This is a genomic window from Bacillus mesophilus, assembly GCF_011008845.1.
GTDB lineage: Bacteria > Bacillota > Bacilli > Bacillales > SA4 > Bacillus_BS > Bacillus_BS mesophilus.
This window is the reverse complement of sequence record NZ_JAAIWM010000006.1, coordinates 22010-36786: the sequence shown is the minus strand read 5'-3', so window position 1 is coordinate 36786 and position 14777 is coordinate 22010. Positions and strand designations below refer to the sequence as shown.

General features: G+C 38.4%; 11 protein-coding genes. 1 reads left to right on the top strand and 10 read right to left on the bottom strand.

Annotation, left to right across the window (positions count from 1 at the left end; genetic code table 11):
* Positions 1-6 precede the first annotated feature (6 nt).
* The 4 genes from gatC to G4D63_RS15865 form a co-directional block, all read right to left on the bottom strand.
* Positions 7-297, bottom strand: coding sequence for an Asp-tRNA(Asn)/Glu-tRNA(Gln) amidotransferase subunit GatC (gene gatC, locus G4D63_RS15880; RefSeq protein WP_163180669.1), 291 nt, complete (start codon positions 295-297; stop codon positions 7-9).
* A gap of 202 nt (positions 298-499) precedes the next feature.
* On the bottom strand, positions 500-1405 hold the full coding sequence (locus G4D63_RS15875) for a glycine betaine ABC transporter substrate-binding protein (protein ID WP_163180668.1): 906 nt from the start codon (positions 1403-1405) through the stop codon (positions 500-502).
* A complete protein-coding gene (locus G4D63_RS15870) occupies positions 1405-2253 on the bottom strand; it encodes an ABC transporter permease (protein WP_163180667.1) in 849 nt (282 codons plus the stop codon). Before G4D63_RS15870 ends, G4D63_RS15875 begins: the two co-directional genes overlap by 1 nt.
* A 1-nt stretch (position 2254) precedes the next feature.
* Positions 2255-3496, bottom strand: coding sequence for a quaternary amine ABC transporter ATP-binding protein (locus G4D63_RS15865; protein WP_163180666.1), 1242 nt, complete (start codon positions 3494-3496; stop codon positions 2255-2257).
* A gap of 281 nt (positions 3497-3777) precedes the next feature.
* Between G4D63_RS15865 and G4D63_RS15860 the strand changes: the two genes are divergently transcribed.
* Positions 3778-4329: a GbsR/MarR family transcriptional regulator gene (locus G4D63_RS15860; protein ID WP_163180665.1), complete on the top strand. Its 552-nt coding sequence runs from the start codon at positions 3778-3780 to the stop codon at positions 4327-4329.
* A gap of 230 nt (positions 4330-4559) precedes the next feature.
* Here G4D63_RS15860 and putP read toward each other — a convergent pair whose 3' ends face one another.
* The 6 genes from putP to pcrA form a co-directional block, all read right to left on the bottom strand.
* Positions 4560-6014, bottom strand: coding sequence for a sodium/proline symporter PutP (gene putP, locus G4D63_RS15855; protein WP_163180664.1), 1455 nt, complete (start codon positions 6012-6014; stop codon positions 4560-4562).
* A gap of 590 nt (positions 6015-6604) precedes the next feature.
* Entirely contained in the window at positions 6605-7396 is a 792-nt protein-coding gene (locus G4D63_RS15850) for a sulfite exporter TauE/SafE family protein (protein WP_239586004.1), read from the bottom strand.
* Positions 7397-7545: 149 nt separating this feature from the next.
* Positions 7546-9093: an L-glutamate gamma-semialdehyde dehydrogenase gene (gene pruA / locus G4D63_RS15845; RefSeq protein ID WP_163180663.1), complete on the bottom strand. Its 1548-nt coding sequence runs from the start codon at positions 9091-9093 to the stop codon at positions 7546-7548.
* A 140-nt stretch (positions 9094-9233) separates the two neighbouring features.
* Positions 9234-10406 carry a CamS family sex pheromone protein gene (locus G4D63_RS15840; RefSeq protein ID WP_163180662.1) on the bottom strand — a complete coding sequence of 391 codons (1173 nt, stop codon included), beginning with the start codon at positions 10404-10406 and terminating at the stop codon, positions 9234-9236.
* 13 nt (positions 10407-10419) lie between these two features.
* The gene (ligA, locus tag G4D63_RS15835; protein WP_163180661.1) at positions 10420-12423 is read right to left on the bottom strand and encodes an NAD-dependent DNA ligase LigA; all 2004 of its coding nucleotides are present in this window, start codon (positions 12421-12423) and stop codon (positions 10420-10422) included.
* Positions 12424-12542: 119 nt separating this feature from the next.
* A complete protein-coding gene (gene pcrA / locus G4D63_RS15830; protein WP_163180852.1) occupies positions 12543-14756 on the bottom strand; it encodes a DNA helicase PcrA in 2214 nt (737 codons plus the stop codon).
* Between the last annotated feature and the right edge of the window lie 21 nt (positions 14757-14777).

The window sequence follows — 14777 nt, the reverse complement described above, 5'->3', positions numbered from 1 at the left end:
CCCTCCTTACTCCAGAATCGCTGGAACGCGAATTTGACCATCTTTTTGATCTGGTGCATTTTTCAGTACTTCCTCGATCGGAAGTCCCTTTTCAGGTTTGTCTTCTCTTAAAATATTCTTCATATGAAGAACATGGGTAGTTGGCTCCACATTGTCTGTGTTCAATTCATTTAACTGCTCTGCATGAGTAATCATATCGTCTAGCTGCTTTCGAAACATTTCAGCTTCATCTTCTGTAATCGCTAACCGTGCTAAGTGAGCAACATGCTTCACTTGATCCTTAGAAATACGTGACATTATCCCTTCACCTCCGAATGTCGTGCGCTAACAATATACTGATAATACCAAAGATTTCATGCTTTAATCAACTAAGGTCACACACTTCAACACTTTAAAGGACCGGGGGCCTGGCCCCCAGTCCTTTAAAGTGTTGAAGTGAATATAAGAAAAGCTAGCTGTTCTTGGTGAACAGCTAGCTTTTAGGTTTGTGTTTCTTCTATTATTTAAGGTCTTCGATTGAATCAATATCCATGTATGCTGGTACAACTAGACCTAGCTTTGTTCCGTGAAGGTTAGATCCTAGATCTTCAAACTTTCCATCGTATTCTGCATAATAATCAGCATGTGTAGTTGGTAACCATGCACCTACTGTTGCGTCACCGCTTCCGTCTGCTACACCAGCCCACATTGGACCTGCATCAACTTGAATTAAGTTAACATCATAGCCAACACTTTCTAATACATTTTCAACAACGTGAGAGCTAGCAATAACGTCATCCCATGCTACGTAAAGGATTTTAATCTCTTCACCGTTTGCTGTATTTACTCCCTCAGTCCAAGTACTCACTACATCTTCATTTTCACTAACCCATTGAGCCGCTGCTTCAGCTGCGTCTGTTCCTTCTTGGATTAAGTTCATAACAGTTTCTATATGTTGTGGTTCCCAGTTAAATTGATCTAGAACTAAATGTGCATCAGGATGATCTTCTTTTAGACCCTGACGAGCGATTGTATGAACATCTTCCGCTCCACCATAGATTCCTTTTGGATCTTCTAGATATTTTAAGTCATAGCTAGCAAACTTCCAGTGTGGACTCCATCCTGTAACGATAATAGGCTCTTCATTATCATAAGCCTTTTTTAATGCTGCAGCCATAGCTGCACCTGAACCTTCAACTACATCCCAGTCTTCTAGACCATATTCAGGTAGAACATTTTCAATGGTAAGTTTCATTAGTCCTGCACCTGGATCAATTCCAACAATCTCATAATCCACTTGCTCACCTACACTTGCAGTGGATTCTGTAGGTTCTTCTGATGAGCCTCCAGTTTCTGTACCTCCACAAGCTGCTAATCCAAGTGATAGTGTTAGTGCTGATGTGATTCCTACTAATTTCTTTAACATTACGCAGTTCCCCCTTGTTTTTTCTTACCTATATTTTGAGTGATGCGGTCTAGTAAAATAGCAATTACAACTATTGCCAGACCAGCCTCAAACCCGACACCTGTTTTAATTTGCGTTACGGCACGATACACTTCTGTACCTAGCCCTGGTGCTCCAACCATCGACGCAATTACGACCATTGAAAGGGCAAGCATGATACTCTGGTTAATACCAGCCATAATGGTTGGCATCGCTAGTGGTAATTGAACCTTTAAGAGCTTTTGCTTCGTGGTTGAACCAAATGCCTCTGTAGCTTCGATTAGATCAGCTGGTACTTGCTTAATACCTAGGATTGTTAAACGAATTGTAGGTGGCATTGCGAAAATAACAGATGCAACTACCCCCGGTACAACACCGATACTAAAGAAAAAGATTGCTGGTAATAGGTAAACGAATGCAGGCATGGTTTGCATAAAGTCAAGTATAGGTATAACCACTTGTTTTACTTTGTTGCTTTGTGACGCCCAAATCCCAGCCGGAATACCAATGATCACGGAGATTAATACTGCGGTTAAGACAAGTGCGAGCGTTTCGAGCATGTCTTCCCAGTATCCAAGGTTATCAATCAGAAATAGTCCAAATACAGCAAACAAAGCAATTCTTTTATTACAAATCTTCCAAGCTAGTAAACTAACAAGAATAATCAATAGAAAAGAAGGTATAAAGCCTAAACCTCCAACAATTCCCTCAACAAACATTTCAATTCCTTCAGAGATTCCGTCAAACAAACCACCAAAGGTCATTGTCATCCAATCAACTAACAAATCAATCCAATCAGCTAGGGGAAGTCTCGGTAATAATCCTTCCATTTTACATCACCTCCTTAGCTTCTGAAGTGATGGTTTCTACAACACCGTTAATGTATTGTTCATTACCTGTTAGAGCTCCAATTACAGCTCCTCTTATCAAAATACCTTTTAATCTGTTCTTTTCATCTGTTACTGCAACAGGAATGGAAGCAGCTGACACTTTATCAAATAGATCAATTAATAACGTTTCTGTTCCAACAGCCGTTATATCTTTTTCGATAAACGCTTCAATAGCTTGATTTCCTTCCGCTGCCCTTGCTGCATCCTTAGCAGTAATGGCGCCAAGTAGTGTTTGTTGTTTATCCACAACATATATTGATGAAATACCCAGATCCTTCATTAATTTAAGTGCTACACGAGGACCTTTATCAACCTGTACGGTTTCAGCACGCTTCATTACATGATGAGCTGTTAGTACTTTAGAAAGGTCAACATCCTCTACGAATCTTTCAACATATTCATTAGAAGGATTCATTAAAATTTCCTCAGGAGTACCTATCTGAACGATATTTCCATCCTTCATAAGGGCAATACGGTCACCAATACGAAGAGCTTCATCTAAATCATGCGTAATAAAAACAATCGTTTTTTCCATGGTAGACTGTAATTCTAGCAACTCATCCTGCATATCTTTTCGAATTAACGGATCTAATGCACTAAAAGCTTCATCCATTAAAAGAATATCAGGATCATTTGCTAGCGCTCTTGCTAATCCGACACGCTGCTGCATTCCACCACTCAACTGACTTGGGTATTGATTTTCATACCCTTTTAGCCCTACCAATTCTAAAGACTCAAGTGCCTTCTTAGATCGTTCAGGCTTTTCGACCCCTTGAATTTCTAGTCCATACTCAGTGTTTTCAAGAACTGTTTTATGCGGAAACAAGGCAAACTTCTGAAAGACCATACTCATTTTCTTTCTTCTTACTTCCCTCAGTTCTTCCTTGTTCATTTTCACTACATCTTTTCCATCAATTTGGACTTGACCTAATGTAGGTTCAATTAATCGATTTAGCAATCTAACTAGGGTTGATTTTCCACTACCAGAAAGTCCCATGATCACGAAAATCTCGCCAGATTTCACTTCGAATGAAGCTCGATTAACACCAACTGTTGCCCCAGTTGATTTTAAAATCTGATCCTTGGTTTTACCTTCTTTTATTAATTGCAGAGCCTTTTTAGATGACTTTCCAAAAATCTTGGTGACATCATTGACTTTTATTTTTATCTTATTTTCTTCCATTTTCTTCACCTCATTTGGGTTGTCGTGTTAGACTTTCTAATTATATATCGGTGCCTATATTAGTTCAAACAGTATAATCCGTGCTTATCGTCCATATAGTACGTACAGAATAAACTGTACGTGGTAAATTATAGATATACTTAAAATTCCTCTTTTATGCTCCTTTTTCCATATTGATTAGGAACTTTACTTTTTTCCCATTAATGGTAGTCTATAAGTGTGTTGAATATTGAACGAGTATTTACGACAAACGACAACACCTTAATTAGGATGTGATCAGGATGAATGAAATTGAAATTATAGAACGCTCTCGGACGAGGGTTATTGATGCCATCGCCCAAAACATGAACCTCTATGGTGTAACTCCATCCATCGGTCGATTATACGGCCTGCTTTTCTTTTCCGATAAACCCCTTACATTAGATGAAATGAAAGAAGAACTTGGCATGAGTAAGACGAGCATGAGCACTTCTGTACGAAGTCTGTTGGATATTAATATGGTCGAGAAGGTTTGGGTAAAGGGAGTTAGGAAGGATTTATATTCAGTAGAAGAAGACTGGTATCAATCATTCTTTGACTTTTTCACGATAAAATGGCGTACTGGTATTTCAATGAATATCACAGCGATTGAAAAATCCATTTCAGAGCTCGAAAAACTACTTACAAATCATGAACTCAGTGATGAAATTCGCGAGATTGCTCGACTTGATATTGAAAAGCTTGATAAAAGTTTAGAGTACTATGAGTGGCTTAATCTTTTAGTTGATAGCTTTGAAACGAAAGAGATTTTAAACTTCATTCCCATTCCCGAACGAGTGAAAAAGAAGAGATAATTCAAACAGCCCCGAGCTAGCCTTGGGGCTGTTTTTTTATTTACACCATTACTATCCCCCATCTATTCCATTGGACGAATCAGCATTAAATGTTATATAAACCTCTTCTAATACACAACAATAAAAAGTATCCGTAACCTTACATAACCTAGAAAATACATCCTTTAAGCTAAAAAAAGCCAAATCGCTAAGCGATTCGGCCTTTTTTCTAACTTAATATATGGACAATATTAAGCTTTAGCTTCTTCAAATTCATCTAGAATTTCTTGCTCTGGTTCTTTATCCATTGAACTGAAGACTAGGATTGCGATCCAAGCCAAGATGAATCCTGGCACGATTTCATATAGATCGAATAATCCACCAGATAATTGTTTCCAGATGACAACTGTTAATGCACCAACAATCATACCTGCTAATGCTCCTCTACCAGTCATACGCTTCCAGAATAATGAAAGGATGATTACTGGTCCAAATGCTGCACCAAATCCACCCCAAGCATAACTTACTAGTGATAATACAGAGCTATCTGGGTTACTAGCTAATCCAATCGCGATTAGCGCAATTACAATTACAGCTGCACGACTGATCCATACAAGTTCCTTATCTCCAGCATCCTTTTTGAATACTGAACGATAAATATCCTCTGCTACAGCACTTGATGATACAAGTAACTGTGAATCAATTGTACTCATAATCGCTGCTAGAATTGCAGCAAGTAGAACTCCTGATACCCATGGGTTAAAAAGAACCTGTGTAAACTGGATAAATACTTGCTCTCCATCCGGTATGCCACCATCTGCAAAATAAGCAATTCCGGCAAAACCTGTGAAGATCGCTCCAAATAGTGCAAACACCATCCAAACCATACCGATTAAACGAGCTTTTGGAACATCCTTCACTGATTTAATTGCCATAAAACGTGTAATTATGTGTGGTTGACCGAAGTAACCTAATCCCCATGCTAATAAAGAGATGATTCCTAGAGCTGTCATTCCTGAGAATGCATCTAGGTATGTTGGATCAATGCTTCCAACCTTCTCTACTGTCTCTCCCCAACCACCAAGTTGGTTAAATGCGACTATTGGGACAATAATAAGGGCTAAGAACATCAAAATACCTTGAATAAAATCTGTCCAACTTACCGCTAGGAAACCACCTAGGAACGTGTAAGAAATAATTACGATTGCACCAATCCAAAGTGCTGAAGTATAAGACAATCCAAATGATGCTTCAAATAACTTTGCTCCACCAACCATTCCAGAGGCTGTATAGAACGTAAAGAATAATAAGATTACTAGTGCTGAAATAATACGCAACATCTTAGATTTATCACGGAAACGATTTTCTAGAAAATCTGGGATTGTGATTGAATCATTAGCTTTTTCGGTGTAGCTACGTAATCTCCCAGCAACAAACTGCCAGTTTAAATACGCACCGATTGTTAATCCTACTGCAATCCAAATCTGGTTCATTCCTCCTGATGCATATACCGCACCCGGTAAACCAAGTAATAACCAACTACTCATATCAGAAGCACCTGCACTCAATGCTGCTACTCCTGGGCCTAATCTTCTTCCACCTAAAACATAGTCTGACAGATTACTAGTTAACTTGTATGCTATAATACCGATCGCAAGCATACCCACTAGATAGACAATAAACGTAACTAACGTTGCTGCTTCCATCTACTCTCTCCCCTCTTTAAAATAAGATCCTATTGTTAAAACAACCGTGGCTAACATAGGTACAAATAACCAAAACAATGTTGCACCTGTTATTGACAAGCATATCACCCCCATTAACATTCGTATGCAACCATATGCACCTGTATTCATTACCCTGTTAATTCCAATTCGAAACCTCTTTTTTAAAAAAAGGCGCCAAATCAGAAAAGTTACATTGTCTAATATAACACATAAATAAAAATTGAACATTTTCACAGTTATTATTATAGGGTCACGATGTATAATTATTCATTTTTACCAACGGACTAATAGGCTTCGTTTCCATTATTAGCGATATCTATTCATGGAAATTTATAAAATTAATTTTTACTTTTTCTCAAATTAGACACATTTTTTTAAATTTACTAGTTGATTTTTCTTGTTTTTTAGGAATTATTTTTTTATTTTTTTTACACCTAACCCTAATATTTTTCCATACTTTAGACACTTTTTCTTCAAGCAGGAGTTTTCACCTTCTCTTTACTTTTAAAAATTTACTCTAAAACAAAAAAAAAGCTCATTACAAGCTTCTCATTTTTTAGTAGATTGATTTAAAAAGTTTTTACAACTACTTGTCCAATTAACATACAGATGATTGAAATTAATAGAGTTCTTGCAACTTTAAGTGGAATTTTAGGTAATGCTAGTAAACCAATTTGAGTACCAAGAGCTGATCCAATTGCTAGGGCAATCGCGTAATGCCAATTTATATAGCCTGTCTGATAAAAGATTACAAATGCCCCTACACAGCTACCGAAGTTGAGTACTCTAGATAGCTGTGCTGACTGTACATATGAGAATTGTTCACGCATGTAGTGGATGATACTAAATGTGGCAGAGCCTGGCCCAAATCCACCGTCATAGATCCCGATAAAAAAGGGAATTAACTTAGAGAAAAAGCCTGGTTTTTGATTGAACGATTTCTCTTTTACCTCAGCTACCCACTTCTTATTACGGATCGTAACGAATAAGGCAAAAGCAAGAAGAACTAAAGCTGTAACATTCATCGTCTGCTCTGATACACTCGTCGTTGCAATTGCTCCTACGATTCCTCCTAAAACTGAAATAATTACTACTGGCAAGAGTGCTTTTACCGTGAAAATCTTATTTTTTAGTATATAGATAATACTTGTAAAAGAAGCAATTCCCGAGGAGAATTTATTTGTAGCAATACCATACTGAATAGGGATCCCAATCAACATCATTGCTGGTAACGTAATAATTCCTCCGCCACCTGCAAGCGTTCCAATAAATGAAGAAACCATCCCCAAAGCCATTAATAATAAAAATACTTCCATCTCACTCATCTCCGAACCTACTATCAAATCTTCTCTATCCATCATAAAACAAACTACCCTAAAAAAACATCCTTTTCTACGTTAAAGGAATGGGGGCCTGGCCCCCACTCCTTTAACGCGTTAAAAACCCCACTTAGCATAAGTGGGGTTTAGTTATTTCTATATTAAATGCTAGTGATCGTAAGGAACTACGATTACAACATTTCTGATGTTGTTTTTGCTTGCATGTGTAGAACTAGGTAATCAGGTCCTCCTGCTTTTGAGTCAGTTCCTGACATGTTGAATCCACCAAATGGTTGGTATCCAACAATGGCACCTGTACATCCACGGTTGAAGTAAAGGTTACCCACGTGGAAATCTTCACGTGCTTTTTCAATGTTTGCACGGTTATTTGAAATAACAGCACCTGTTAAGCCGTATTCTGTATTGTTAGCAATTTCAATCGCATGATCAAAGTCACGAGCTTTTGAGAACGCAACAACTGGTCCAAAGATTTCTTCCTTCATAAGGCGAGCATCTTCAGGGACGTCAGCGAAGATTGTTGGTTGGATGAACCATCCTTTAGAATCGTCTCCTTCACCACCATGAACAAGTCTACCCTCTTGCTTACCAATTTCAACGTAGCTCATAATTTTATCATAAGCACCTTGGTCGATAACTGGGCCCATACTTACAGTTGGAGAAGTCGCTTCAGAAACAGTTAGTTCTTTTGTTAGTTCAATTGCACGGTTCAATACTTGATCATACACATCCTCTAAAATGACAGCACGTGAACATGCTGAACACTTTTGACCAGAGAAGCCAAAAGATGATGCAACGATTGCTTTTGCAGCTAATTCTAAATCAGCTTCTTTATCAACAACAATTGTATCCTTACCACCCATTTCGGCAATAACACGCTTTAACCAGATTTGGCCTTCACTTAGTTTAGATGAACGCTCATAAATACGAAGTCCCACATCACGAGAACCAGTAAAACTGATAAAACGAGTACGTGGGTGATCTACTAAGTAGTCCCCAACCTCTGCTCCACTTCCAGGGATAAAGTTTACAACTCCTGCAGGTAATCCTGCTTCTTCTAATACTTCGATAAATTTCGCTGCTACAACTGGTGTTGTACTAGCAGGCTTTAGTAGTACTGTGTTACCAGCTACTAGAGCAGCTGTTGTCATTCCAGCCATAATTGCGAATGGGAAATTCCATGGAGAAATAATAACTCCAACTCCAAGCGGAATATAATTAAAACGATTATATTCAATTGGACGGCTTTCTACTGGAACACCGTCTTTTAACTTAAGCATTTGACGGCCATAGTATTCCAAGAAATCGATTGCTTCTGCTGTTTCTACGTCTGCTTCGTTCCAAGGCTTACCAGCTTCTTTAACTAAAATTGCAGAGAATTCATGCTTACGGCGACGGATAATAGCAGCTGAACGGAATAAAATATCCGCGCGTACTTCCGGTTTCACCTTACGCCATGTTTTGAATGTTTCATCAGCGACCTGCATAGCCTTTTCAGCTAGTTCTTGATCTGCCTTTGAGACTGTCCCTACTACTTCTGATCTGTTTGCTGGATTGACAGATACAATCTTTTGTTCAGTTGAGATGCGTTCTCCACCGATCACAAGATCATAATCTTTCCCTAAATAAGATTCTACAGTAGCAAGACCTGCTTGCAACGCTTTCTTGTTTTCTTCCACTGAAAAATCTGTAAATGGTTCGTGTTTGTAAGGTACTACCATCGATTTCTGCCTCCCTATAATCAAGTAAAAACAGCAAAAATCAAGATCAGATATTATATCTCATCTTGACATCAAGCTTCCTACTTCATCCCCTATTCTAACGAAGATGTTCTATGATTTCAAACCTTTCACAAAAAAACTTATTGATAGATATGAACAAATGGCTCTTCCTCATTAACGCCTCTTATAATGACAGCCTCTGGACCATCAATTGAAGAAATATAGCATTTTACCGAAAAATAGTTTGGAAAGTGCTCCATAATCAATCCAGTTAAATATTGAGTGAATCCAACCACTTCGGCCTTACCGTAAAATTGCATCGGGATATCAATGGATAATTCAGTTAGCTGTTCATCCCGATAAAAAGCTCTACCAATAACGCCTGTATAATTTGGAAAGTACTCATCAATATCTGCTTTAAAATTAAGCATTCTTGTATGATCATCTCGGTAATCTCTTTGAGCGGCTGTTGATGGAAGAAGATAATGATCCTCTCTAACGACAGACCACTTATCAATACTATTTGAATTACCCTTTACTTCTGCTACTGCGAAAAAGCTTCCGGGTACAACAGACGATCTGGCTTCCTGCTTAAATAGACTAACAACCACAGGGATATTTTCTAACCCTTCAATAGAGCGTATTCTCTTAATGATTTCATCAGCCATTTTCTTTCCCTGCTGCTCAATCTCAGCATCTGGAATGACGTACTCACGAGGATAACCATCCTCCTGATTGTAATAATGAACGGAATTTAGAGCTAGTCCAATTGAAATCCCACCTAGTTCTGCTTTTCCTTCATTATCTTTCTTTAAATAATTTTGCTCTAGTAGATGTGATAAGTAGATGGGACTGGCTTCATTTTGCTCCTTTAATGAACCTACAGTTACAGGGGCTGGATTTAGGCCACGATTTTCCTCTGCTCGGTCCTCTTCTTTTACTTTAGCTAACTCCTCATCAGTAAGCTTTCTTTGTAACCAACTTGTAATCGTATCACGATCCAAATACTGTCCGTCCTGATACAAATAGTCTTCAGAAGAGAATGTATTTTGGGATAGTCTCATTAATCCTGTTTCAAATTCATCAATATCTAATCGATTACTAATTCTATTGACGACTAACCCTCTAGATTCACTTGCTTTAAACGGCAAAACCGTTCGGTAATATTGCTCAGAAATTTGGAAGTTTGGTACAATGGCTGTCTCTTGTGTCTCTTCATTTTCTTGTACAATTTCCTCATCCTGCTCAAAGTTTGGTACACATCCACTTATAAAAAGGATGCTTATTATAAAGAATGCCCAACTTCTCCTCATCCTTCTCACCCCTTTATTTGTTAAGCTCTAGAACTAATCTCTCCTCATTCCAAACCTCGACACCATGCTTTTTAGCCTGATCAAGCTTAGAACCTGCTGCTTCACCTGCAATTAAGAGGTCTGTGTTTTTACTTACACTACCAGCAACTTTACCACCAAGCAATTCAATTTTTTCCTTTGCTTCATTTCGAGTTAAGATCTCAAGCTTTCCTGTTAAAACAATTGTTTTCCCCGCAAAAAATGAGTCAATATCCTCTACATTAACTAGCTTAGGTCCGGTGTAGTCTGTATTCACTCCTAACGCTTTCAATTCATCTATTAGGTGAACAACCTCTGGTTTATGAAAATAAGTAACAACTGCTTCAGCCATTTTCTCACCAATTTCATTGATCGCTACTAAATCATCTATTGTTGCGGATTGTAACTTCTCCATTGTTTCAAAATGCTGTGCTAGCGTTTTAGCCGCCTTCGCTCCCACATGGCGAATGCCTAAACCAAACAAAAGCTTTTCCAATGAATTTTTCTTAGATGTCGTAATGGCTTCTATTAAATTAGTAGCAGACTTTTCTCCCATCCGCTCCATTGCAACTAGTTGGTCCTTTTGAAGACGATATAAATCGGCCACATTGCTGATCAGTTTTTCTTGGAAAAGCTGGGCAATTACCCGTTCACCAAGTCCGTCAATATTCATCGCATTTCTTGATACAAAATGGATGAGTCCTTCACGAATTTGAGCTGGACATTCTGGATTAATACAACGAAGAGCCACTTCCTCATCCAACCTTACTAACTCACTATTACATTCTGGACAATGGGTTGGCATAAGAAAATCCTTCTCTTCACCCGTTCTCTTTTCTAAAAGAACATGAACGACCTCAGGGATAATGTCTCCTGCTTTTTTAACAATAACATAGTCGCCTAATTTTATATCCTTTTCACGAATTAAATCCTCATTATGTAAAGATGCTCTTTTGACTACTGTTCCTGCTACTCGAACTGGCTCTAATATAGCCGTTGGAGTAATAACACCTGTTCGTCCTACATTTAGTTCAATGTCTACTAGTCTTGTAACAACTTCCTCAGCCGGAAACTTATAGGCAATTGCCCATCGTGGACTTTTAGCAGTAAAACCTAACTCATCCTGCTGTTCAAACGAATCAACCTTTATAACAATCCCGTCAATCTCATAAGGCAAGGCTGGTCTTTTTTCAACCCAACTAGAAGTAAATTCAATCACTTCGTCGATATTTGAACACTTTTTCCGCTCATTATTAGTCTTAAAGCCTAGCTCATCTAATAGATCTAATCCTCCACTATGGCTATTAACACCTGTAGTTGCAGGATTTCCAATACCGTAAACATAAATATCTAGATTACGTTTTGCAGCAAGCTTCGGATCCAATTGTCGTAATGATCCTGCTGCAGCATTCCTTGGATTTGCAAATGGCTCTTCACCTAGCTCTTCCTTTTGTTCATTCAAACTTATAAACGACTTCTTCGGCATAAAGGCCTCTCCACGAACCTCAATTGATACTGGCTTTGAGAGACGTAGCGGAATAGATCGAATCGTTTTTAAGTTCTGTGTAATATCCTCACCAACAGAACCATCACCACGAGTTGCACCCTGTATAAAAAGACCATCTTCATAACGTAAAGAAACAGCTAATCCATCTATCTTTAGTTCAGCAACATAAGATACTTCATTGCCGACACCCTGTCTTACTCGTCTATCAAAATCACGTAAATCTTCTTCATTAAAAGCATTACCGAGACTTAACATTGGAGTGGTATGTTCAACTTTTTCGAATACAGATAGTGGTGCACCACCCACCCGCTGTGAAGGTGAATCCTCTGATTGCAGGCTCGGATTTTCCTCTTCGAGACGTACCAATTCATTTAGAGCTTTATCATATTCAGCATCTGATACAGAGGGTTGATCTAGCACATGATATTCATGGTTCCATTTATGTAATAAATGACGGAGTTCTTTCACCCTAGCTAGAAGTTCTTCAGGCATTCTTTCATCTCCTTTTGTTGTCTAAAACTAATGACAGCGCCACGTCTATAAGACGAGGCGTCTGTCATAATATCTTTACACTATTTTAGGTTGAGTAGACGTATGAATGTATTGATCCTTTACACCTTTTCAATCGGAGCAAACTTGGCTAATAGTCGTTTGATTCCTGTAGGACTTGGGAACGCAATATCTAATTCTTTTGATTCGCCTTCACCTTTTACACTGACAACTGTACCAGTTCCCCATTTTTTATGCTGCGCTTTATCTCCAACCTGCCAACCAATGGACTCTCCACCTGTAGTGCTAGCAACTGGACGCATCACAGGTGCACGACGCTCCGTTTTAAAAGATGATGATGAAAACGGAGATAGTTTTTCTTTTTCCTCATTTGCTTTTTCAAGAATATCGTCTGGAATTTCTGCTATAAATCTTGAAACTGGATTCATTGCAGTACGTCCAAAGAGTGTTCTCATTTCAGCATTTGTAATAAATAAACTTTCTTCAGCACGAGTTATTCCTACATAAGCCAAACGGCGTTCTTCTTCCATTTCCTCTTCTTCAAACAAAGAGCGACTATGAGGGAATACTCCTTCTTCCATTCCCATTAAAAATACAACTGGGAATTCGAGACCTTTTGCTGCATGCAATGTCATCAGGACAACAGTGCCCTGCTCTTTTTGTTCTTCGTCATCAAGAGTATCTATATCTGCAACTAAAGCTAAATCTGTTAGGAAAGCAATTAAGCTTTTGTCTTCGTTCTTTTCTTCAAAGTTTTTTGTAACAGATAAAAATTCATCGATATTCTCTAGACGACTCTGTGCTTCTATGGTTTTCTCATTTTTTAACATATCACGATAACCTGTCTTATCTAGAACCTCTTCTACAAGCTCAGTTACCGATAAGAACTCCTGCATTTGAACCCAGTTTCTTAATTGATCTCTAAACTCAATAAGAGCATTCGTTGCTTTTCCACTAAGTCCAATAAGTTCAACCATCTGTAGAGCTTCAAATATAGACGTTTCATGTAAAGCAGCATAGTTAGCAATTTTATCTAATGTAGTTGCCCCAATTCCTCGCTTTGGCACATTAATAATACGAGCTAAACTAATGTCGTCATCAGGGTTAGAAATCAATCGTAAATAAGCTAGGATATCCTTTATTTCTTTACGATCGTAGAACTTGGTTCCGCCCACAATGCTGTAAGAAATATTTGATTTTAATAATACTTCCTCCATAACACGGGACTGTGCATTCGTACGGTATAAAATTGCGAAGTCGGAACTTTTCTTCTGTCCATTTCCTAATAGCTGCTTGATCATACCCGCTACATAATAACATTCGTCCTGTTCTGTGGACCCTCGATAATACACGATCTTATTACCTTCAGGATTTTCAGTCCAAAGTTTTTTCGGTTTACGGTTTTTATTATTTTCAATGACTTGGTTAGCTGCTTGAAGAATGTGCTTAGAAGATCGATAGTTTTGTTCTAGAAACACAACCTTCGCTCTTGGGTAGTCTTTCTCAAAAGAAAGAATATTACTTATATCCGCACCACGCCAGCGATAAATAGATTGATCAGAGTCCCCTACCACACATAGGTTCTGAAAACGGCTTGCCATTTGCTTAACTAGCATATACTGCGCCCTATTTGTATCCTGATACTCATCAACATGAATATATTGAAATTTCCTTTGGTAATACTCTAAAACCTCCGGAACCCTCAAGAATAGTTGAATCGTCGTCATAATTAAATCATCAAAATCTAATGCTGAGTTTTTTCGAAGACGTTTTTGATACTCCTCATAAACCTTAGCTACCACACTCTCGTAAGGGCCAGCCGCTGATTTTGAGTATTCCTCAGGAGTAACTAGTTCATTTTTCGCACCGCTTATTGAACCTAACATACTTCTTGGCTCAAATTTCTTTGGATCTACATTTTGGTCCTTAAGGACATTTTTGATGACTGATAACTGATCAGTTGTATCAAGAATGGTAAAATTACGACTAATCCCTAAGCGGTCAATATCACGACGAAGAATACGTACGCACATGGAGTGGAAGGTTGAAATCCAAATATTATCAGCTGCTCCGCCAACAATCTTCGCCACACGGTCCTTCATTTCACGAGCTGCTTTATTTGTAAATGTGATTGCTAGTATATTCCATGGCGCGATTTCCTTTTCCGCCATTAAATAGGCAATACGATGTGTTAAGACTCTTGTCTTTCCACTCCCAGCACCTGCCATAATCAGTAAAGGACCATCTGTTTGCTTTACTGCTTCTTGTTGAGCTGGATTCAAACCCGCTAAAAGCTTATTTGATATAAATTGCATCATTATCACCGCCCACTTCTA